The 23,641-nt window shown below is 32.2% G+C and carries 24 protein-coding genes; 2 read left to right on the forward strand and 22 right to left on the reverse strand.

The window, feature by feature from the left end:
- Positions 1-13: 13 nt before the first annotated feature.
- The 13 genes from BUB63_RS06895 to BUB63_RS06955 form a co-directional block, all read right to left on the reverse strand.
- Complete coding sequence (locus BUB63_RS06895; RefSeq protein ID WP_073248683.1) at positions 14-1,543, reverse strand: alanine/glycine:cation symporter family protein; 1,530 nt, start codon at positions 1,541-1,543, stop codon at positions 14-16.
- A 12-nt stretch (positions 1,544-1,555) separates the two neighbouring features.
- On the reverse strand, positions 1,556-2,725 hold the full coding sequence (locus BUB63_RS06900; RefSeq protein WP_073248685.1) for a MalY/PatB family protein: 1,170 nt from the start codon (positions 2,723-2,725) through the stop codon (positions 1,556-1,558).
- A gap of 164 nt (positions 2,726-2,889) precedes the next feature.
- The gene (locus tag BUB63_RS06905) at positions 2,890-3,204 is read right to left on the reverse strand and encodes a cupin domain-containing protein (protein ID WP_073248687.1); all 315 of its coding nucleotides are present in this window, start codon (positions 3,202-3,204) and stop codon (positions 2,890-2,892) included.
- Positions 3,205-3,371: 167 nt separating this feature from the next.
- Positions 3,372-4,613 (reverse strand): uracil-xanthine permease family protein, encoded by a 1,242-nt coding sequence (locus BUB63_RS06910; RefSeq protein ID WP_073248689.1) that lies wholly within the window; start codon positions 4,611-4,613, stop codon positions 3,372-3,374.
- A 180-nt stretch (positions 4,614-4,793) separates the two neighbouring features.
- Positions 4,794-5,678, reverse strand: coding sequence for an MFS transporter (locus tag BUB63_RS06915; protein WP_073248692.1), 885 nt, complete (start codon positions 5,676-5,678; stop codon positions 4,794-4,796).
- 176 nt (positions 5,679-5,854) lie between these two features.
- Positions 5,855-6,574, reverse strand: a complete 720-nt coding sequence (locus BUB63_RS06920; RefSeq protein ID WP_073248714.1) for a sulfite exporter TauE/SafE family protein — start codon at positions 6,572-6,574, stop codon at positions 5,855-5,857.
- Positions 6,564-8,606: an alpha-glucosidase gene (locus BUB63_RS06925; protein WP_073248694.1), complete on the reverse strand. Its 2,043-nt coding sequence runs from the start codon at positions 8,604-8,606 to the stop codon at positions 6,564-6,566. The genes BUB63_RS06920 and BUB63_RS06925 overlap by 11 nt, the downstream gene beginning before the upstream one ends.
- A 166-nt stretch (positions 8,607-8,772) precedes the next feature.
- Complete coding sequence (locus BUB63_RS06930) at positions 8,773-9,435, reverse strand: DUF4867 family protein (protein WP_073248696.1); 663 nt, start codon at positions 9,433-9,435, stop codon at positions 8,773-8,775.
- Between the two features lie 9 nt (positions 9,436-9,444).
- Positions 9,445-10,761, reverse strand: coding sequence for an L-fucose/L-arabinose isomerase family protein (locus tag BUB63_RS06935; protein WP_073248698.1), 1,317 nt, complete (start codon positions 10,759-10,761; stop codon positions 9,445-9,447).
- Positions 10,751-11,632, reverse strand: coding sequence for an NAD(P)-dependent oxidoreductase (locus BUB63_RS06940; protein ID WP_027309108.1), 882 nt, complete (start codon positions 11,630-11,632; stop codon positions 10,751-10,753). The genes BUB63_RS06935 and BUB63_RS06940 overlap by 11 nt, the downstream gene beginning before the upstream one ends.
- 2 nt (positions 11,633-11,634) lie before the next feature.
- Positions 11,635-12,300 carry a transaldolase family protein gene (locus tag BUB63_RS06945; protein ID WP_027309107.1) on the reverse strand — a complete coding sequence of 222 codons (666 nt, stop codon included), beginning with the start codon at positions 12,298-12,300 and terminating at the stop codon, positions 11,635-11,637.
- Positions 12,301-12,422: 122 nt separating this feature from the next.
- On the reverse strand, positions 12,423-13,643 hold the full coding sequence (locus BUB63_RS06950; protein WP_073248700.1) for an ROK family transcriptional regulator: 1,221 nt from the start codon (positions 13,641-13,643) through the stop codon (positions 12,423-12,425).
- Positions 13,644-13,691: 48 nt separating this feature from the next.
- Positions 13,692-14,540, reverse strand: a complete 849-nt coding sequence (locus BUB63_RS06955) for a YitT family protein (RefSeq protein ID WP_073248702.1) — start codon at positions 14,538-14,540, stop codon at positions 13,692-13,694.
- Between the two features lie 231 nt (positions 14,541-14,771).
- Here BUB63_RS06955 and BUB63_RS06960 point away from each other — a divergent pair, with 231 nt between their 5' ends.
- A complete protein-coding gene (locus tag BUB63_RS06960; protein WP_027309191.1) occupies positions 14,772-14,942 on the forward strand; it encodes a zinc-ribbon domain-containing protein in 171 nt (56 codons plus the stop codon).
- A 34-nt stretch (positions 14,943-14,976) separates the two neighbouring features.
- On the opposite strand, the gene BUB63_RS06965 is transcribed toward BUB63_RS06960, so the two are convergent.
- The gene (locus tag BUB63_RS06965; protein WP_242947352.1) at positions 14,977-15,774 is read right to left on the reverse strand and encodes a VCBS repeat-containing protein; all 798 of its coding nucleotides are present in this window, start codon (positions 15,772-15,774) and stop codon (positions 14,977-14,979) included.
- Between the two features lie 180 nt (positions 15,775-15,954).
- Here BUB63_RS06965 and BUB63_RS06970 point away from each other — a divergent pair, with 180 nt between their 5' ends.
- Positions 15,955-17,967 carry a methyl-accepting chemotaxis protein gene (locus BUB63_RS06970; protein WP_073248704.1) on the forward strand — a complete coding sequence of 671 codons (2,013 nt, stop codon included), beginning with the start codon at positions 15,955-15,957 and terminating at the stop codon, positions 17,965-17,967.
- 43 nt (positions 17,968-18,010) lie between these two features.
- On the opposite strand, the gene BUB63_RS06975 is transcribed toward BUB63_RS06970, so the two are convergent.
- The 8 genes from BUB63_RS06975 to BUB63_RS13355 all read right to left on the reverse strand — a co-directional run.
- A complete protein-coding gene (locus BUB63_RS06975) occupies positions 18,011-18,685 on the reverse strand; it encodes a Crp/Fnr family transcriptional regulator (protein ID WP_073248706.1) in 675 nt (224 codons plus the stop codon).
- A gap of 72 nt (positions 18,686-18,757) precedes the next feature.
- Entirely contained in the window at positions 18,758-19,198 is a 441-nt protein-coding gene (locus BUB63_RS06980) for a gamma-glutamylcyclotransferase family protein (RefSeq protein ID WP_073248708.1), read from the reverse strand.
- Positions 19,192-19,833, reverse strand: a complete 642-nt coding sequence (gene pcp / locus BUB63_RS06985; protein WP_027309187.1) for a pyroglutamyl-peptidase I — start codon at positions 19,831-19,833, stop codon at positions 19,192-19,194. The genes BUB63_RS06980 and pcp overlap by 7 nt, the downstream gene beginning before the upstream one ends.
- Positions 19,834-19,859: 26 nt before the next feature.
- Positions 19,860-20,822 (reverse strand): DUF979 domain-containing protein, encoded by a 963-nt coding sequence (locus BUB63_RS06990; protein WP_200790188.1) that lies wholly within the window; start codon positions 20,820-20,822, stop codon positions 19,860-19,862.
- A 9-nt stretch (positions 20,823-20,831) separates the two neighbouring features.
- Positions 20,832-21,533 carry a DUF969 domain-containing protein gene (locus BUB63_RS06995; protein WP_073248712.1) on the reverse strand — a complete coding sequence of 234 codons (702 nt, stop codon included), beginning with the start codon at positions 21,531-21,533 and terminating at the stop codon, positions 20,832-20,834.
- A gap of 211 nt (positions 21,534-21,744) precedes the next feature.
- Complete coding sequence (locus tag BUB63_RS07000) at positions 21,745-22,500, reverse strand: M48 family metallopeptidase (protein WP_084106593.1); 756 nt, start codon at positions 22,498-22,500, stop codon at positions 21,745-21,747.
- 576 nt (positions 22,501-23,076) lie between these two features.
- A complete protein-coding gene (locus BUB63_RS07005; protein WP_027309183.1) occupies positions 23,077-23,283 on the reverse strand; it encodes a hypothetical protein in 207 nt (68 codons plus the stop codon).
- A 223-nt stretch (positions 23,284-23,506) separates the two neighbouring features.
- Positions 23,507-23,641 (reverse strand): transposase (locus tag BUB63_RS13355; RefSeq protein ID WP_143290251.1); only part of this gene is annotated, 135 nt, incomplete at its 5' end.

Consider the following 23,641-nt stretch of genomic DNA (forward strand, 5'->3'; position numbering starts at 1 on the left):
GACCTTAAATAGCCTATTTCCACACATCTGTTTCTACTCCAATGTCCTTTGAAACAAACCTTCCACCTTCATTTTTCTCATAATGTTTTAAAGTATCTACCACAAGTTTAGAAGCCACAAGCAGTATTGGTACGTTAGCAAACACAACCATTATATTTACAAAATCAGATATATACCATAGGTTTCCAAGTTCAAGACCTGCAAGAACAGTTAATACTCCAAATGGAACAAAGAAGAAGGCTCCTAATGCACGAATAAAGTTTATGAATTTGCTGCTCTTTGTTATAAAGTTGCCAGATATTTCGGCAAAAAGTATTAGTCCTATTAATGTTGTAAAGGCAAATAATGCATAGCATAGTGAAAGTATACTTTGAACAGCAGAATCTAAAGATGTTCCTGGAATAAGGTATTTTACAGATTCCATATAAACTGTTATTTTTGAATTTCTAATCGACTCCCAAGCAACTCCTGCTTCACCTGTCCAAAGATGTGCCATTACAACTAAAAATCCTGTTAATGTGCATATAACCATTGTATCAAGGAAAACACCTATAATCTGAACAAATCCCTGTTCTGCTGGGTGCTTGTTTTCAGATACTGCTGCTGCCATTGTTATTGTACCTTGACCTGCCTCATTTGACATAAGCCCCCTCTTTACACCTTGAGATAGTGCAATTCCAAAAACTCCACCGAAAACAGCCTCTACTTTAAAGGCTCCAACAAAAACCTCTTTAAAGAAGTATGGGATTAGCTTTATATTTACTAAAACTATTATTATAACAATTGCAAAATATATAACAGCCATTATTGGAACCAAATAATCTGTAACCTTTGTAACACGTCTTAACCCACCAAATACGATAATTATAACTGATATTGTTAATATTATTCCTATTGCATAGTAAACTGTTGATTGGCGTCCGTGGGTAACACCAGTTAATGTATCTACCGCTGAACCTAATGCTGTAAAGAGATGGAAGGTTTGACCTGGAACACAAAACAGTGCGTATATTATAAATATAACCGATAAAAATACTCCAACCCATCTTCTGTTTCCAAATATCTTCATACCGTAGAAGGGAAGACCTCCAACGTATTCTTTATCCTTCTTCTCTTTAAAGAGTTGTGCAAGCACAGCTTCAGCAAAGGCAAGAGACATACCAAAGAAGGCTGATACCCACATCCAAAATAGTGCACCAGGTCCTCCAACCGATACCGCACCTGTAACTCCCATAATGTTGCCTGGGCCTATACGCATAGCAGAACTTAAAAGGAATGCTGCAAGAGGGCTTATTCCTGTTTTGGCTGCTCTTTGTTCTGTTAGTATTTTTAATCCTGTTTTAAACCTCTTAATCTGTACAAAACCCGTTCTAATTGTAAAGTATATACCAGAACCTATTAGAAGTAGAATTGCAAAGGTAAATTTACCAAGTACAGGAATGTTTGAATACCACTTATAGTTAGTTGGGAAGTCCCATAGGAAATCTGTGATTGGTACTATGAATTCAAAGAATTTATTAATGGAATCAAAAAAGGCATTCATATTTAACCTCCATTAATTAAATGCTTTACTTATTCTTATTAATGCCTCCTTAAGTATATATCTTGGACAAGCGATATTAATTCTTTGAAACCCCCTCCCTTCTTCTCCAAATATTAGTCCCTCCTGAAGTGCCACCTTTGCCTTCTCTTGAAGAATTGTTGATATTTCTTTATCTGAAAGTTTAAAATCCCTAAAATCAAGCCATACAATATAGGTTCCCTCTGGCCTTACTATCTTTATCTTTGGAATGTTTTCTTTTATGTATGTTTCAAGGAAATTGTAGTTCTCCTCTAAATAATCTATTAACGCATTAAGCCAACTCTCCCCTTTTGTATATGCAGCCTCAATCGCCACAAGACTAAAGGCATTATTTCTTCTTATATCAAGAACTGCAAGTTCCTCTTGGAACAGTTCTAACTCTTCTTTTCTTGGGAACTGTACAAAGGATGCCTGTAAACCTGCAATATTAAAGGTCTTTGTTGGTGAAAAGCAGGTTATAGTAATATCTTCAACCTCTTTAGATATGGAGGCAAAGGGGGTAAACTTATAGTTTTTATATACAATATCTCTCCATATTTCATCTGAAATAACTCTAACATTGTATTTTAAACATATTTCAGCAATTCTTGTAAGCTCCTCTTTTGTCCAAACTCTTCCAACAGGATTATGGGGATTACATAATATAAACCATTTTAAATCGGGGTCTTTACACTTTTCTTCAAAGTCATCAAAATCTATTATGTATCTCCCATCAACCTGCTTTAGTGGATTTGTTACAAGAGTTCTTTTATTCTTTTTTACTACACTACTAAAGGGCTGATATACTGGTGGCTGAATTAATATTTTTTCATTTTCCCTTGTGAAAAGACGTATTATAAGTGATATAGATGGAATTACTCCTGGGGAATGTATTAAGGTATTAGGTTGTATTTCATATCCATACCTTCTTTTTGTCCATTCACAAGCACTTTCGTAATAGGAGTTTGGTCTATAAACATAACCAAATATCCTCTGTTCGAGTTTTTCCTTCATTGCATCATATATTTCAGGTGCAACTTCAAAATCCATATCTGCCACCCAAAGAGGAAGTAGGTCATTTGAGCCATAGTGCTTATCCATTTCACTCCATTTTGCCGAATGATTTTTGCTTCTATCTATCTTTTTATCAAAATTGTACTCCATAAGAATCCTCCTAATCTTTTTATGTTGATGTATTTAGTATAACATTATTTTTTAAAATATAAATTATGCTTTAATAAAATATATTCATATTTTACTAATAAGATACTGACTAAAATAAAGGTCATAGTAATATTTCATTCATTACTATGACCTATTTTATATAATTATTTTGTTGGTGCTGGGGCCTTTACAACAATTAATTCTAAAACTTCATCGTGCTTATTACCAACATTCATCTTTGTATTAAAAGGTATTTTTAATACTGTTCCCTGTTTGTATTCGTGTATATCCTGTTCGTTTAATCCTATCGATAGTGTTCCTCTTAAAACTGTCATATAAACATTTGAATTTGAGTAGTGCTCTGGTAGTCCCTCATCTTTATTAAAAATCATATGGATATAATTTATATTTTCATCCATAATAACCCTCTCGACTATTTTTTCATTTCCAAGTGTCAATTGAAATACCTTTTCAACCATATTAGATTCCTCCCTATTCTTTTTTATTTACATTATCACAACCTCATATATTCTCTCTATGATATAAATCACAATTTTATTAATTTATTATTTATTGATTATGTCAAAATAAAAACCGTAGGAACTTAATACATTCCTACGGTTATAGTATTGCCTATATTTCATTATTATCTTCTATTTAACACTGCATTTACAACAACACCTACTATTGCTGCAAAGCTTAATCCTGATATACTTACTGTTTTTGTTACTGGAATTCCTACATTTATTCCTGTATATGTTGGCATAAGTCCTAAGACTAAAACTGTTGCCATAACTATTATATTCTTCACATTAAACTCAACCTTGCTATTCTTTATAGTTTGAACTCCAATTAGGGCTATCATTGAGTATAGCATAAAGCTTATTCCGCCCATAACTGGTACAGGTATAGTCTTTAAAAATCCTCCAACCTTTCCTACAAACCCTAATACCATTGCAAAGGCTGCTGTCATTCTTAAAATTGATGGGTCATAGTTTTTAGTTATTGCAAGTACACCTGTATTTTCTCCGTATGTTGTGTTTGCAGGCCCACCAATTAGCCCTGCCACCATTGTTGCAAGTCCGTCTCCAAGAAGTGTTCTATTAAGTCCTGGATCCTTTATAAAATCCTGTCCTACAACTTCACCATTTGTTGTTATATCTCCTATGTGTTCCATAAACACTGCAAGTACAACTGGTGCTATTATTGCAATTGCTGCTATATCAAACTTTGGAAGAGTGAAGTTTGGCACTGCGAAAAGTGGTGATGTTTTAACTGCTGCTGTATCAACTATTCCTAATCCTACTGATAGGATATACCCAACAGTTACACCTATTATTATTGATAATTGCTTTATAAGTCCTTTACCTAAAACTGTAACTGATACTGCAGTTAAAAGCGTAATTATTGATACTGTATAATTTGTCTTTGCACTGCCATATGCAACTGGAACTAAGTTTAAACCTATTACCATTATCATTGGTCCTACAACCTGTGCAGGAAGTACCCTTCTTATTTTTTCAACTCCTATCTTTTCAACAAGGAAGGATACAAGTACATATATTAAACCTGCTACTACTATTCCACCTTGTGCATATCTTAAGTCTCCATTATATGCTTGTTTTACTGCAAGTATTCCTGGAATAAATGCGAAGGATGAACCTAAGAAAACTGGTACCTTTTTCTTTGTGCAGAAGTGGAAAATCATTGTTCCAAGACCTGCTGAGAAGATTGCAACTGATGGGTCAAGCCCCGTTAGAATTGGAACCAACACAGTTGCTCCAAACATTGCAATTAAGTGTTGAATTGCAAGGATAACCCTCTTTACCTTTTCCCAAGTTGATACCTCTTGAACTCTTAATTCCTTTGCTAAAATTTCTTGCGCCATTATAAAACCTCCTCCTTTTTCAGCCTCTCAGGACTGATTTAAAAGTTTTTAGACATAAAAAAACTTCTTACCTTGCTGGTAAGAAGTTTTGAACGCACTTATATATATAGTATTCCTACGTACTCCTAACATCTTACCAGCCTCACGGGACTGATTTAAAGACCACATTCATTTTCTTAATTATACCACGCTCAATATTATATTGCAACTATTTTTTTGAGTGTTTATATTTATTGGCATAACAATTAGTTGAGTTACTAAGAGAGTTCCAAGTACAATCGGAAATTCACTTGGTCTTTTGATACAGCTTGTTAGGTAATATATAAACAATGTCGTTAGGAAATCAACTGCAGTTTGGCAGCTTATGAATATACCAGAATATATTCTAAAGGATCTATTTCTAAAAACCTGCATAAGCTCCTTAAAAGGGTTTTCATTACTAACAAGGTGTTCTTTTTCCTCATAAGTTCCTTTAAATACAATAAACCAAGGAAGTGAATAAAGCACTGCAAAGGCTATACCCATAACCATATAACCTGTTTTAACACTTGTACCAAAGCTATTTACTATTATTTTAGGAACAACTCCTGCAAGTATTGCTGAGGTAATTGAAAAAATAAGCCTTACTCCTGTGTATGAGGTTCTTTCTTGATAGTCCTTAACCATTTCTGGAAGAATTGAGTTGTATGGTATCATAACCATTGTAAAGGCAGTATTAAAAAGTAGATACACAAATAGATAATAAGCAAAGAGGTAGTTTTTATTTATTCCAAAGGAATACCACATCAGAGAAAAACTTATGAAGATAGGAAGTGAACCAAATAAAAAGTATACTCTTCTTCTGCCATACTTAGATTTTGTTCTGTCTGATAAAACACCCATAAGTGGATCAGATACTGCATCCCAAATCTTTCCTATAAGCATTATAATTCCTGCAAGGGCTGGATTTATGAGTTCAACATCTGTTAAATAGTTTAAAAATAAAAGGCTTATTAATAAAAATGCTCCTCCACCAAATATATCCCCACAACCATACATCAACTTCCTTTTAAAATCTTTTTCCATAATCCCCCTCCTAAAACGTTTTCTATTGGCCACAAAATTAATCTGTTTAAATGTACTTACATAATTAGACCCATATAAAATTTTGATTTTACAAGTGAAACAATCTAAAGTTTCATTCTCCTACTTATAAAATTAAAAGACGGTAACCCATTAATTACCGTCTTTACTTAAATGTCTTATTTAATTAATATGCTTAATCCTGATATAAATAGAAGAATATATGTTATCCTCATAAAAACATTTTGATCCATTTTTTTATAAAGCACTTCTCCTAAGGTCATACCAAACCCAAGTGCCATTATGCTTGGTATTAAAAATCCCATAACATCTCTATTAAACTGTCCTGATGTAATTCCTTTTATTAATATTAGTCCATTTAATATAATCCAAACTAAAGATAACGTTGCTCTAAAGGTTGCTTTATCCTTTAATTTGTATGTTGCATATATAACAACAAGGGGACCTCCAACAACAAACATTCCGTGTATTATCCCTGCAAGTAAAAGTATTGCCGATAATACTATTTTGCTTTTAATTTGGGTTTTGTTCTTTTGTAAAACACCCCTAAGCGAAACAAATAGTATAAATATACCTAAAATCTTTAAAAGAATAGTCGGACTGTACATTGAATATATTTTCATACCAATAAAAAGACCTATTAGCATAAGAACAATTATCTTTAAAAATTCTCCCCAGCATATGTCTTTATAGGCCCTTGCAACTATCCATATCGATGCAAGCATACCTAAAAGGTTTAATATCTGCTTTGAATTATCAATGCCTATTAATAAAATGGAAAAGGGCATTGCAAGTATAGTACCTGCAAACCCTGTAATTCCTTGAATTGTATTGCTTATTAGTATGATTATAAATAAAAGTATAAGTTTAGCTGCCATAATCATCCTTAACCATCTCTTTAAATAGTTTTGTTACTTCTTCAAATAAATCTCTATACTCTGAAGACCTTCTATAAAATACAGCTGGTTTTCCAAAGGGAACATCCACTTCAACGTATCCACCCCTAAACTCTTGTCCTGTTGGCATATGTATCCACTCATCTTGGGGCAAATATACACTCCATCTGCTCACTCCTTCTTTATATACAGGTGCAACTAATATATCTTTTCCATACATATATTGGTATTGAATATCATAGGTATTTTTATCATCCTCATAGTGCATAAATAGTGGCCTTTGAACTGGTATTCCCTCTTCTGTATTTTGTTTTACTAAATCCTTTAGGTATGGTGAAAGCTTTACATATACACTTGTCATAAGTGCTAAATGCTCTAATGCACCGTCATCATCATAAACTTGGAAGTTTTCATCTGGTCTGTTGCCTTCGTGGGTTCTCATAACAGGAGTAAAGGCTGCCATCTCGGCCCATCTTAAGAAAAGTTCCTTTGTTCTTTTAAGGCCAAATAATGATGTATATCCACCTATATCACTATGATGCAGACCATTTCCCATCATTCCGCTTGATAGTGCACCTGGTATTACAGATACAAGTCCATCGTGAATAGAAAAATCTACGCTTTGGTCTCCTGCCCAAAGTAATGTGCAGTATCTTTGAACACCTGTAAAACCAGCCCTCATAAAGAATAGAATTTCACCTAATTTACCTGTTTCCTTAAGTGCCTCGTAGTTGCACCTTGCCCATATTGTTGGCCAAACATTATGCATAATCTCAGCAGATACTCCATTGTATAGTTTACAATCAGTTGGGAGGTATTCACCAAAATCCGCCATCCAGCCATCTAATCCAAATTCAATAAGGTTCTTCTTTATCACGCCCTTATACCATTCGAAGGCCTCAGGATTTGTAAAATCAACTATTCCACAATAAAACTCTCCAAAATCCACAAGATAGTCCTCACCGTTTAGTTTTGTTGCCAAATATCCCTTTTCATATGCTTCTTTATAAAGGTCTCCTTCTTTTATTAAATATGGATTTATATATCCTAAAAATCTTATGCCCTTGTCCTTAAGTTCCCATATCTTCTTATCCAATTCAGGATACATTTGAGGGTTCCATTTCCAGTTCCAGAATAATCTCTTTCCAAAGGAGGTTATTTTTCTTCCCTGCCAGTCCTGACACCAAAGCCCGCTTAACTTGACTCCCTTTTCTAACGCTTTATTCATTTTTTCTAAGGCCCTATCTGTTCCTCCTTGAACTCCTAAAATTAGTCCATTATAAACCCATTCTGGTAAAAGGGGCTGTCTTCCAAAGAAACTACTTATTTTTGATACCAATTCTATAAATGTTTCTGCCGTCTCAAACATAATGTATTTTGGTATACTCCAAACTTCAAGTTCGTGATAATATTTATTTTTAAAATTAAAATCCATATATGCACTGCTTTCAAGATGACAGTAGTATTTCCTCGTTGAAACAAACGTTGGCTGAGGGTAATTTGTATTGTAGTAGTCTCCTCCTGCCTTTCCCATTACATCTGCCATCCAGGTAATATATGTGCTTTTATCTCGTCCGACCCCAGGTTCTGATGTCCAAAGGGGGAAGTTTCTCCCCCTAAGGTTAAAGTAGGACATCTGTTCCCCACAGCCGTAAACCTTTTCATCCTCATCGGCATCAATTCTAATCCAGTATCTATTTATAGTGCCTGTGCTTCTTTCAAATTCAATGTAGAGCCTATCTTCCATCTCTTTTACACATAGGCTTAAGCTGTAACCATCATTGCTATATAAATCTATATATACCTTTTCACTGTCTTTTTTTATATTAAAATGTTTTAGTGGTACTCTTGAAATCTTATAATCTTGTATTTTGAAATTTCCTCTATACATCTCTATTTCTGCCTCACCATATCCTACATAAAAGGCAGGTTTAGAGAAGGTATGAGTTAGTAGGTTTCTGCTATTATACTCTATTAAAAATCCTTCTTTATTTTCCTGAACCTTGAATGTCATAAAATTCACCCCACATTATGCCTTAACGGATTCTCCAGTTACATTCTTTACATAACCTGCATATTTCTTATTCCATCTGTCTAAGCTAAACTTAATTAATATAAGTGCAACTACTGTTACAATAAGTAGTACTGTCCAGAATGTTGAACCTATTCCATTAACAATACTATATTTTTAATTCATAATTCATACCAACAAGCCCTCTGTGGGCTCCCCTGTTTATTAAATCCTGCCTATCCCCGTGTGCTATTATCCATTTATTTTTCATAAAAAGCAGTCTCTCTTCTCCTACCCCCTCTCCAAATTTTGTTATTGGTGTGTTTGTTCCTTTTGGCAAAATTACAACACACTTAAAACCATCGTCACTAACCCTGCAGGGTGCAAAGTGTAATGTGGTTGAATATATTTCTACTGCCGTACCCTTTGGTAGATAAAATGCCTTTACATTGCGTGTGTCTAAATTCAGCCCATCCATATCAAAAACCCTTGAAAGAAATAGCACCAAATCAGTTACTGCTACGTTTACCTCGCTTCCCTTATGGTATTCAAGGGCATTTAGCCTTGAGTTATTTCCATTGCAGTAACCTATTTGTATATCCATAAAACCATATACACCCTCTTGTATTTTATCCTTTATATTTAAAACCTCCATCTCCTCACAGGAGGCTACGTATATATTTCCTTCACTTGGAACGGAGGTTTTTTCATCCATATACCTAATAACCTCGCTAAAATCATACCCCTCTAAAACTCTACCATATTCCTTAAATTCTTTATCATAGACACTATATATATTAAAATCGTTTTTATTCTTTAACTCATATAACATATTATCCCCTCACTCTATAACTTCAAAGCCTTGAAGATTAGCAAACTTTTTAAATACATCAACATAATCTCCATAAACCATTGCAACGTGGTGTGCTATTCCCTTTGATGTAACTGTATTTAAAATATCCTTTATATGTTTATCAAATTTAACCTTTGCATATGTTCCCTTAAGTTCCTTCTCCATAGGAATAGCCTGTCCTTTTTCTACAAATACCCTTGTCTTACCTCTTGCAGAATCTATACGCATTATGGTTATTTCACCTGACTTCATTACAAAATCTGCTGTTACTCCCTTTCCTCCTGCAAAGTATGTATCAAGGCTTCTTACACTCTTTCCATCCCAAAGCCCTGCTGGTGCCACCCCACAGTGCCACATAAGTGCATAATCTTCTTCTAAGTTCACCTGTGAAAGGTCTGCTAAGAAGGGTTTATCTCCTCCTGCCGCCTTTATTGCATACATAGAAAGTGCTGCTTCAACATCTCCCTCACAGGCTGTTATATATCCCATATCTTGAAGTATGGACATTGCTGCACAGGGTGAAATTCCATAGGTCGCTGCAAACTCTGGCCAGCACCTCACAGCAATTGCATCTAAGCTATTGTTACTCATAAACTTCTTTGCCGACTCAACAAGATATGCAACCTTTTTAACCTGTTCCTCTGTAACACATGAACAGTCAAATATATTCTTTACGTTTTCGATAGCACCTTCAAGCTCTTCTTTACCTACCTTATTTGAATACATATCAGCAATTTCATAGTGATCTACTAAAACCCCTGTATTTTTATAGGTTGAAAGAGGTTCTGTTCCTAAGTTAAAAAATCCGTGGGCATTATAACCTACCAACCCTATATGTGCACTTTCAAGAGATTTCTTCATCCTAAGTGCATCTATCCACTTACTATCTATTGTATCAGATACTATACACATAAAATTGTCGCATCCTGACTTGTATAAATTTGATGCATTTAAATTTACACCGCAAACTGAATTTAGCCTTATTTTTCCTCCATTATATGGAAGTTCATTGAATGCCCAAAGCAGGATAGGTTTCCTTATTTCTTTATTTAAAATAAGTGCTAAGTGTCCAAGATGGAAGGTTCCACTTATTATTACAAGCCCATCTACTCCAAAGGATGATATTCTCTGTGCTGCATTTTTTGCATCCTCTATTTCTATAACCAAATCCTCTATAAAACACCATTCAACATTTTCTATTTTCTTTAAATCCTCCATCTTTCCTTTATAAATTTCAAAGGCTGCATTATAATCAAAGGTTTTTCTTGCAAGACAAACAACGCCTATTTTTACATTATGCTTCATTTTCCTCACCGTCCCCCACTTCATTTGATACAATTAAATAAGTTGCTGAAAAATCCTTATCAGAATAATTTTCTACAGCCCTATCATAGATATCCTTTACAAGATTAAATCCTTTTAGGTTAAGACCTAAATTCTTCATCATATTAAAGGCAATATTTACGTCCTTATGCATATTCGCAACCGAAAAGGCTGTTGTAAAATCCTTATTTATAATCGCCTTATGCTTTGTATCTAAATAAAAGTTTTGTCCACCCCCATAGGAAATAGCATCAACCACATCATTTAAGTTCATTCCAAGGCTCTTTGCAAAAACAAACATTTCATTTACGCTATTTTGTATCTGAGCAACCAACATATTGTGAATTATTTTCATATTAAGCCCCATTCCATTGCTACCAAGATATATAATATTACTTCCCATACAGCTAAGATAATGTTTTACCCGCTCATAAGCCTCTTTGTCTCCGCCTACATATATACCTAAAGTACCTGAAATTGCAGCTGCCTTTGATTTTACAACCGGTGCATCAAGCATAACTGCCCCTTTGTTTTGTACTTCCTTTGCAATCTCCATTGATACATCTGGCTCGATTGTGCTCATATCAACCCAAATCTGTCCTTCTCTTAAATGAGGAATAAGTTCCTTTGCTACCATTCTTACGTGTTCACTCTTTGGAACCATAGAAAAAATTACATCACAGTTTTTGGCTATATACTCAATACCTTGTGCTGCTTTTGCACCCTTGTCTACAAGCTTTTCAATTTTAGATTTATCAACATCATATACATAAACTGTTTGTCCACTCTTTTTAATTAGATTTTCACTCATTGACTCTCCCATTATACCAAGCCCAATAAAACCTATACTCAAGCTTATTCCCCCTTTTCTGTGTTGTCCCAAGCATCCTTAAATATGTTTAATCCATAATCTGTAAATGGGTGATAGAAGCTTTCTTTATAGACTGCAAAACCACAGGTTACTATATCTGCTCCCATCTTTGCTGCATCGACTATTTGTTTACCATTTCTTACTGCTGCAACAATAATCTCTGTTTTAAAATTGAAGTTTCTATAAATATCCACTATATCTTTAATATACTGAAATGTATCTTCGCCTGAACTTTCCTTCCAACCTATAAATGGAGAAACAAATTTTGCACCTATTCTTCCAGCTTGAATTGCCTGTGATGGAGTAAAGACTAATGTAACGTTTGTTCTAATTCCCATCTCCTCAAGGCTCTTTGCTGCAATAAGTCCTTGTTCTGTACAAGGGATTTTTATAACAAAGTTTTTACTAAATTTTGCAATCCCTTTAGCCTCCTCTATCATTTCCTTTGAATCTATAATATGCGGATTTATTTCAACTGATATAGGGAAGTCCTTGCCTTCAAATTCCTCTGCAAGTTCCTTTATAACTGTTAAAAATGGTTTTCCACTTGCCTGTATGTGCCTTGGATTTGTGGTAACACCGTCTATCCCCCAATTTTTATAGGCATATCTTATTTCCTCTATCTTTGCACTGTCTAAAAAGTATTTCATAACAACCCCTCCAATTGATTAATTATGTTAATTAATTAATTCTATTATAAATTATATTTCTATACTCTTCAATAATATTCTCAATTTTCTTGAAATTTTAATTAATAAAAAAAGTAGGTACTTTATAGATACCCACCATTAGATATAAATCTATCTACAACTATTGATATTGGCCCTATTTTTTCTAATTGTCCATTATTTTGGCTTCTCTGCAGTTTTTCTATTACTGCATCATCCTTTATCTTCTCTACAAAAATATTTTTTATCTTTTCTATTATTATGTCCTTTTCAAACATAGAACCATAAAGGATTATTCTGCTTGGATCAAGTAAACTTATATAATTTTCAAGGGATAAGCAGAAATAATATAGGGCTTCATCAACTATTTCTACAACTAAATCATCCTTTAATTCATATGCCATCAACACAGTATCCTTGTTTATATCATTAATATTTCCCGATGTTATTTCATATAAAATTGGAGTATTATCTTTACTATATATTTTTTGTAGTCTATCACCTACGGCCCACATTGACGCTATTGTTTCAAGACAACCTTGTTTTCCACATCTACACTCTAAACCATCAGGATAAACTATTGTATGCCCTATTTCTCCAGCTTTGTTATTGTTACCTGAATATATCTTATTATCTATTATTATAGCCGAACCCACTCCAAATCCATATTTTATAAATAGTAGGCTCTCATTATTGCTGTTATCCTTTGAAGATAATATTTCACCCAAAGCAAGTGTCCTTACATTATTATCAATATACACCTTCATATTAAGTCTCTTTTCTAATTCTTCCTTTATAGGTACATTTTTTTCTATTATTCCAAAGGAATTTTTACTAACCCCTAAAGTAGAATCAACTTCTCCAATGACTCCAACACCTACACCTAATATATCTTTTCTTTCTATTGAATTTCTATTTAAAATTATACTTATGCCATCTTTTATAATTTCTATTACTTTTCTATACCCAACACCTTTTTGAACAGGAACTCTATATACATCAACTATATCCAAATTAAGTCTTCCTAATGTTATTATTATATCTGGCTGCTCAATACAAACCCCTATTACATATTTGTATTTATAGTTTATATCTATATTTATTTCCTTTCTACCTGCTCTTTTTGTATCCTCAACCTCACCAGTTTCCACAATTAAACCCTCTTCTATCATTTCCTTTACATTAACAGTAATTGCAGCCGACGTTAATCCAATAAGTTCTGCTATTTTCTTCCTTGACATTTGCCCATTATTGTATAAAATCTTTAGGATTTCACCCCTATTTATAATTTTTATACTCTCCATATTTCTCCCCTTTATGTCCATAGCTCTCCTCCCCTATAAGTCAATTCATTGAATAAAAAATGTCACATTTCACATGGGTGGCACTTTAAAGCCTTTACCCCTTACTTCTGCTGCATCTAAGATTGTTATAAAGGCTCTGTTGTCTATTTCAAGTATTTTTGCCTTTACCTTTTCAAGCTGATTTAAGGTTACTATGCAGTATATAACCTTTTTTTCATTGTTTGTATATGCACCCTCTCCATAAAGATATGTTATACCTCTGTGGATATCGTTTATTATATAATCTGAAACCTCTTTTACTCTGTCTGTTACTATCAAAAGCATTTTTTCATTGTTTATTCCCTTTAATGTTTTATCAAGTATCTTTGATGAAACATACATAGATATTAAAGTGTAGAGAGCAGTTTGAATTGAGCTTAATAAACTTCCAAGCATAACCACAAAAATATTTATTCCAAAGGATAGAGTTGATATATTTATACCTAATCTTTTCTTTGTGGCAACTGCAATTATATCTGTGCCTCCCATTGAACCTTTGTTTTTAAGTGCAATTCCTACACCAAGTCCATTTAATACCCCTCCATAAATACAGGATAACAAAATATCATTAATGTGTATATATTCTCTTATTCCTTTTGTTAGAGTTAAGAATAAAGATAAAAATGCCACTCCTATAATACTTAATACTGCAAACTCCTTGTCTACTTCCTTTTTGCCATAAAGAAAAATTGGAATATTAAGAAGAAGTACAAAAACTCCAGACGGAACCTTTGTTATATATTGTAGTAATATTGCTATACCTGATACTCCACCACTTAAAAGTTTGTGGGGAATAATAAAGGCATTAATTCCTACCGCTGATATTAAACATCCTAATGCTATAAAAAAAATTCTTTTTAATGTAGTTTTTAAATCCATCTTTCCATCTCCCAAACCTTTTTTTAAATATTCTATGCAATAGATTATAACATTTAGTTCTTTTGAGGTGTACAAATTCAAAAATATTTTATAAATAATTAAATAATGCTTGTGTTATATTAAATAGTGTGTTATAGTTAATGTATATTCAAAAGTCAATATAATTTCCTCTAAGGAAAGTATCTTGAACTCTTTGAATAAAAAATATATTTTCCTTAGGAGGAATAGGTAATGGATAAGAATTTAGTATGTAAAGATTGTGGAAAGAATTTTATTTTCACAGAAGGAGAACAAAATTTCTACAAAGAAAAGGGATTTGAAAACGAACCACAAAGATGCCCAGATTGTAGAAGAGCAAGAAAGTCTGAAAGAATGAATAATAATAGAAGATTTTCAAGATAAATAAATGGAGAGCATATGCTCTCCATTTTTATTATCAATACTCTTCCCCAAATATCGCCACATATTGCCTATCAACTTTAAATGCTTTTCCATCCCACTTCAACACTGTCTCAATAAAGCCCAATCCATCTGCCCCATACCTTCCTGATACCCCTTGAGCTGCGTAAAGCTCTAAAATACCATCTCTTTCAAAATCAATAGGGTAAAGTCCTCCAAGTGGTCTTACAAAACCCTCAATCGGCTCCTTTAACTTACCATTCTTATCGTATATTTCAGATAAATATTCTCTCCCCTTATACTGTATATCTAATGTGTACTTATAACCTAAAGTTTTGCTAATAACATCTACCCTATAATTATCCCTGTACATTACACTGTACTCGTATTCATCATTAAACCTATCTGAATCAAACATCTTCTTTAAATCACTATTTAAAAATGAATAAACATAGCTGTATATTGTTCCTCCGCTTCCCCCTGTATCTATTGTAATCAATATCTCTTCTACCTTATCCTTAGTAAAATTGCCAAGAAAAAGAGTTGGGTTGTACCCTGCATCGTTTTCTAACCTAACCCTTGTAAACCTCTGAGTTTTTCCGCATTGGATAATTAAAGTAATGTTGTCTACAAAGGGACTTTCATCTCCATAGGGTTTATTGCCCATTAAAAATACATTGTCCTTTATACCATCTCCATTGACATCTCCCTTTTTAAAATCTATTATCTGTGCATTAAATACCTTTTTATCATCATCCCTTGTAAAGACTCTAAATTGATTTTTGTATCTTTCAAATTCTTCAATAGATACAAAAGGACATATAAAATTTTTCATACCTCTACCTCAAAAAACTACTTCAGTTTTATAATATGAAAAAATAAACCTACTGTTGAATGTTGTTTTTTTAAATTCATTTCCTTAAATTTACTTAACATAAATTTAATAAAAAATATAGTTTATTTAAAATTTTTATGCTAAAATATCGTTTGCACACTATTTAAGGAGGGAACGTATTTGAAGAAATTAAATTTCAAAAGTTTAAAGCAAAAACTACTACTTACATCTACAACACTTATTGTAACAATATCTATTGGTGTTTCATTGGTTTCAATGTTTGTATCAAAAAATTCATTAATTAAAACAGTAAATATGACTCTTCCTGAGGTTGCACAGCAGGCTGCTGAATCTGTGGAAAATGCAATTAAAGCAAACCTTATATCCCTTGAAACAATAGCAAGTGATAAAACATTTACTGACGAAACAATACCACTAAATGAAAAACTAAATATACTTGCAAAGGCTAAGGTTCAATACAATTACATTGGTGTGAGCTATGTCGACGCAAAGGGAAATTTAACCGATACAGATGGTAATTCCTTCAGCATTGCTGGACAAGAAAGTTTTGAAAAGGCAATGAAGGGAATAAGCAACATATCAGACCCTATAATTAGTAAAGTTGATGGAAGTATACTTGTTTTATATACTGTTCCTGTAAAAAATGATAAGGGACAAGTTATAGGCTGTATTAGTGCTGCAAGAGATGGAAATGAGATAAGTAATTATTCAAATGATATAAAGTTTGGAAAGTCCGGACAAGCATTTATTATTGATAGAACAGGTAATATAATTGCTCACAACAATAGACAACTTGTACTTGATAAATTTAATGCCATTGAAAAAGCAAAACAAGATAAGAGCCTTAAAGAACTTGCAGATATATTTAAAAAGATGATAGCTGGAGAAAAAGGGGCTGGAGAATATGTGTATCAAGGAGTTCGTAAATACGTAGGATATGCCCCAATAAAATCAACAAATTGGTCTGTTGGTATTATGATTGAAAAGAAGGAAATATTAAAGGAACTTACAACACTTCAAGTAGGAATAGCATTAACAACAGTTGCATTTATAATACTTGGTTCTTTCCTTGTTATGCTTCTTGCAAAATCAATTACTAAACCAATAGAAACTGCTGTTGAAAAGCTTGAGGTAATTTCACAAGGAAACTTAACTGAAGAAACTCCAAGCGTTCTTTTAGAAAGAGCTGATGAAATAGGTAAAATAGCAAAATCAATTGAACATATGAGAAATACACTTCTTAACATTGTTAAGGATATTAAGATGAGTGCAGACAGCATAGGTAAGCAAACTGATTATTTATCATCTATATCTGAAGAACTACACGCCTCAAGCCAAAATATTGAATCTGCAACAAATGATGTTGCACAGGGTACAATAAACCAAGCTCAAGATTTATCAGATATTACTAATATAATCTTTGAGTTTAGTACTCAACTTGAAGGAATTGTAGAATTAATAAAGGATGTATATGTTAGCACAAACAATGTAAAACAAATGGCAGATAGTAGTAATAGCGATATGGAATATGCTATTCAATCTATTGAAAGCGTAAATGAATCCTTTAATAAACTAACTGAAAAGATACAGGAAGTTGGGGCTAATGTTTCAAAGATAAATGAAATTACAACTTTAATAAACAACATAGCTGAACAGACTAACCTACTTGCCTTAAATGCTGCTATTGAAGCTGCTCGTGCTGGAGAAGCAGGTCGTGGTTTCTCTGTTGTTGCAGATGAAATAAGAAAGCTTGCCGAACAGAGTAAAAACTCCTCTTCAAATATTGCAAGCCTTGTTTATGATGTATATAATGAAACAAATGCTATGGTTAATACAACCGATGTAATGAAGAAAGAACTTGAAAATCAAATGGATAAGATATATACTGCACTACAGTCATTTAAATCAATTACAACTTCTGTTGATGAAATAGCACCTAAGATAGTTACAACAACTAATTCAATCGAGGAATTAAACAAGAGTAAGGACAGTATAATAAATAAGATTGAATCTGCCTCAGCTGTCGCTGAAGAAGTTTCAGCATCTTCTGAAGAAATTGCAGCTTCAACTCAAGAAATGAGCAGATCCTCAGAGACACTTGCAGAATCTGTTCAACTTCTAAACAATATGAGCCAAAATATGAATGAACTTGTAGGGAAGTTTAGGGTGTAAAAATTTTAAGAGCCCCAGTAATAAATTTCATACTGGGGTTCTTTTAAATTATTTTATCTACATAACTTTGTAGTTTATCAATATCTTTTATTATAATTCTCTTATTTTTAATATCAATTATTCCTTCACTTATAAATCTATTAAGACATCTTGTAATAGTTATTCTTGAACATCCAACATTATTTGCTAACTCTTGATGTGTATAGGACACACTAATAGAAACTTCTTCATCGGGATTTTTTTCTGAACAAGAAGCTAACCTTAATAATGTGTCAGCAATTTTTCCTATTGAATCATTAAAAATAGCAGATGTTAATTGGAGCATTACAATACGAAATTTTCTTGTTATGCTATGTATAAAATATCTATAAATTTCGGGTTCATTTTCTAATACTGTCTCTAAAATATCTCTTTTTACTAATGCAATTTTAGACTTCTCTTTAGCTTTTAATATTGTAACGCATCTACCTCCACAAAAATAAGACATTTCCCCATATATTTCTCCTGGTCTTAAGACATATAGTAATTTTTCATTTCCCATTGAACTTATAATTTCAACCGATAAAATTCCCTCAACTACTATAACTACATATTCTCCACTTTCTATATCTATAATTTCATTTTTATTATAGCTCTTTATAATTCCTTCTTTACTTAATTTTAAAAAGAATTGCCTCATCTTATCTTGTCTTTTTTGTTCGAACCAATCAGAATACATATTCACCACCCCAACAAATTATTTAATTTAATTATATTAAATTAAAAGAAAAATTTATATATAAAAAAAGAGCTATTTAAGCTCTTTTAAAAAATTTTTCCAACTTCCATATTTGATATAAATGGCATTTTTAAAAAAATCAATATCATTATCTACGTTATAAATATAAGCAAAAGCATAATCTATTTTATTTTCTTCAAAATTTTCAACAACTATTACCTTTCTTATATATTCATTATTTATATTGCCTTCACCAAAATATTGTTCCAACAAATCTAATTCTTTTAATACATTATCAAAATCATTTATTTCAATTAGTTCACCATAAACATAATCATCCCCATCTATCATTGCAGGATAACCCTTATTTTTAAGATGGTATAACTTGCCCTTTGTTTTTACATTCTTTTTACTTATCACTTTTCCTTCTAAATATTTTTTGTAATTATACATGCCTTCCATTAGGCTGCCATATACAAATAATTTTGTTATATGACCATATTCTGTTAACATATTGTCCCCTCAGAATTCTTTTTATCATCTTTATTATTTATGGCAGCCTTTATAGCTAACATTAATGCCTTAGAAATCATATCTAAATTCATATAAGGTGTGTTAGCTCTTGTTATAACCTGTTCTGGCAAAAATGGAACGTGTATAAATCCTCCTCTTATATGAGGATATTTTTTATTTATTATATACATTAGACCATACATTATGTGGTTACACACATAGGTTCCAGCTGTATTTGAAATAGATGCAGGTATATTGGCTCTCCTTATTTCTTCAACCATTGCTTTTATAGGAAGATTTGAAAAATAAGCATTTTCTCCGTCCTCAAATATTTTTTCATCAATAGGTTTATTCCCCTCATTATCTGGTATCCTTGCATCATCTACATTTATAGCAACTCTTTCGATACTTATATCATATCTTCCTCCTGCCTGCCCAACACATATCACTATATCTGGTTGATGTAGTTCAATAAGTTTTTCCAGTTCAATAATTGATTTTTTAAAAACTACAGGAATAGCTGCTTTTATTACTTCAGCACCATCAATGTTATCTTCTAACATCTTAACTGCTTCATAAGATGGGTTAATGACATCTCCTCCAAAAGGTTCAAATCCTGTAATAAGAACTTTCATATAATCACCTCATATCGAAATTAATATTAAAATGCCCATACATACATTAATATAATATGAATTATTAGCATAGTAATTGCAACCGGTACTTGATATTTAATAACACCATACTTTTTATCTTTAATCTCGAGAATTGCTGTTGGCACAATATTGAAGTTTGCTGCCATTGGTGTCATTAATGTTCCACAATATCCCGCTGTAAGTCCTAACATTGAAGCAATAACTGGATTTGCACCTTGAGCAATTACGAAAGGTACACCTATACCAGCAGTTATAACTGCAAAAGCTGCAAAAGCATTTCCCATTATCATTGTAAATAAAGCCATTCCTACACAATATGCTATAACTCCAACTAAAATATTTCCTTGTGGTACAAATCCTTTAATACCATCTGCAATTACAGTTCCAACTCCAGCTGCTGTAAACACTGATCCAAGAGCTGCTAATATTTGTGGTAACATACTAACTGGTCCAACAAGTTCTAACAATCTTCTGGAATCCTCTGCTACTTCTTTAGTACTACCTTTTGTTATAATCATAGCCATTATGAGTGCTACCAATGCTGCAATACCTAATGCAACTAATGATCCTAATTGTTTTGTCCAATATTGAGCAACTATAAATGCTATTATTGCTAAAGCTAAGGCAGGTATAAAAATCTTGTTTCCAATTTTATTTGCCATTTCAGCCTTAAATTCTTTACTTGATTCATTAAATTTATTATACTTAACTAATTTTAGAGCTGATAAAACAGCAAGTAAAACTATCAAATATCCTACCACTGTATCGTCAATTTTAATATTTTTATTTCCCCACAACATTCCTATTCTACTAAATGAAAATATTACTCCTAAAATACCCCAAAATAGTGCTGTTGGAACTCTTGATGGATGGCTTTTATCCTTCAGTGTTACATAAACTGAATAAAATGCTATGATACCACAAAATACATATAGTAATTCAGTTAAAGTATCTTTTAACATATTCATCCCCCCAATTTATACATTTTTAGTTATATCATTTTTTATTCTCATTTTTGAACTATATTTCATATCGAACTTCTTATCATAATATAAAAATTGTAAAGTACCAACTACCATTATTATTAATGCAATAGGTAATGCTGCCTTTGCTGCATCAATTGCTTCTATCTTGTAACCTAATTCCTTCATAACTCCAACTACTAAGAGTACGCCACCAGATGCAACAAAAAAGTTTTGTCCAAAGAAATTACCATAGTTTTCAACAGCTCCTGCAAGACCTTTTATTGTTTCTTTATCTTTGTCCTGCATTTCACCATAACGACTTTCACCTGCACCCTGTGCCATTGGAAGTATTAAAGGTCTGATGAATTGAACGTGTCCACCTATTCTTAATCCAAACATAGCTGATAATGTTCTAATAATTAAGTAAAGTGATGTTAATCTTCCTATTGTAGCTGACTTTATCTTGCTTATTAAATATGCTGCCCTCTCCCTCAATCCATATCTTTCTAATAAACCTATTACAGGTAGAGTAATTATAAATATTGACATATAACGATTTGTAACAAAGGCACTACCTAAAGTCTTCATAATTTCATTAAATGACATTCCTGCAACAAGTCCAGTTATAATTCCTGCAAAGACAACTACAGCTATAGTGTCTAATTTTAAAATAAAACCAATGATGATAATTAAAATACCAATAAGCTTAACCATAAACAAACCCCCTTATAATTTTTTTATTATTTTGAAAATAGCATAAATAAAAAATAAATTCTGTAGCAACGGCTACAAAATTTATTTTTGTATATAAGAAAAAAATATTAAATATTACACCTTACATTTTATATATAATAGTTATATATTAATAACTCATCCAATTCCGTTTAGATTTATTTAAACTTTAGTATTTTTAATGGATTTCAGGTTAATAACTAAAAAGCCTCCCCCCATTCTCCTTAAGCCACATCTTTTTCTTTTCAAAATCAGGCATAATTTCTTTAACCAAGTCCCAAAACTTTTTAGAATGGCTGTGATGCTTAAGGTGACAAAGTTCGTGTACTACAACATAATCAAGCACATCAAGTGGAACCAGTATAAGCCTCCAATTAAGGTTTATATTACCCTTGCTCGAACAGCTTCCCCATATTGTTTTTTGCTCTTTTATCACTACTCTATTAGGAACAAGGTTATATTTTTGACTAAAAAACTCAACTCTTTGTTCAAGTACAACTTTAGCCTGTTCCTTTAACCATTTTATAATCTCTTTTTTTAACATTTCTTCTGTGAAAAAACTCTCTTTTGCCTTTGGTAATTTAATATATAGTTTATCCTCTTCCTTATAAATCTTTAACTTATCCACATTATCCTCAGAAATACATAGGATAAGTTTTGTTCCAAGATATTCTATTCTACTTCCATTTTTATATTCTATACTTCCTGTATCTTTTTTTATCCTTTCTATTTCCTTCAGTTTTTGTACAATCCATTCTGCTTTACCTTCAACAAGATTTAAAATATACCTATCATCTACATATATAGGAGAGGTTACAACTACCTCCCCCTCTCTTGTTATTTTAATTGTTATTGTCTTTTTCTTCTTTTTTATCATCTTATATTCAAATACTTCTCCATTGTATATAAACTGTGGCATCTTTAATTCCTTTCTATATGTATTTTTCATAATTTATATATTCTACATTTTATCATCTTTCCCTTTTTAAATATTCATCCTAATATTAATTGCAATTAGTATATCTATTTCATTTACTCATATAACAAGCATTTTTCACATCTCAAGATGTTTTACCTTATTTTGCTCATTTTTCTATAAGATACTTATTTTAAAAGGCTGTTACACATTGCATTTATCTTATTCTAATCCCTTTTGTTACTTCAACATCAAATAATAATATTTACTTATATACATAAACATAAAAACAGCCTTTTGTAAGGATCAGATTGTTGACAAACCTACTTGTTAGCTAAAGTATGAAAAAGCCCCATGAAAGGATTTCAATAGGCTATTTCATGAGCTTTAGCAATTATTGCTTTTCGACTTTGAAAAAGTCCGTAATTCGGCACAGGACGTGCCGAGCCGAGCGGCCATCAGGACGATGGCATCGCGAGGGTAGGACTTTTTCAAACAAAGAAAAGCTTAGAATTGCTTAGCAAAATGAACGAATGCCCAAGAAATCCTTCATGGGGCTAATCAATATATAATTTTTTCAACAGCCTGAGCCTTTTGTAAGGCTGTTTTTCACCACTCTATCTCATCTTCGTCAAAATCTTCATCCTCTAAAATATAATCTGACACATCATATCCAAGCTCTTCTGCAATCTCTAAAAGTTCTTCTTCATCTGCACTATCAACACTTCCTATAAGTGGCCATATTCCAGATGGTCCAACATAGTCTAACAAATCTCTTTTTAATTTCCTATAGTTTACCCTTTTAATGATAATCATCCCCCATCATATTAAAATGGAATTTCTTTATCTTCATTATTAAACCTGAATTATTCACCAACCAAAAATTAAACTGAAAAATATTTATAAGAAATCTTAGTATAATTGTTATATGAATAAAATTTTCATAAATTACAGATATTTACATTAAAGAAGAATAGATTTCACCTATAGTATAAAATTTTACTTTTTGAACTTATCAAAGAACAATAATAAAAGAATTTCATTCTAACTTGTGAATATTTGCTACAATCTCATAAAAATCATTTTTATATGCGTAGCTACTGCAAAGCTTAAATATTATGTAGCGACTACTTCTTACTATTCTTGAGGCTATTTTCATTAGTTTAAGCCTTAT

The organism is Caloramator proteoclasticus DSM 10124 (genome assembly GCF_900129265.1).
GTDB classification, from domain to species: Bacteria; Bacillota; Clostridia; order Clostridiales; family Caloramatoraceae; genus Thermobrachium; species Thermobrachium proteoclasticum.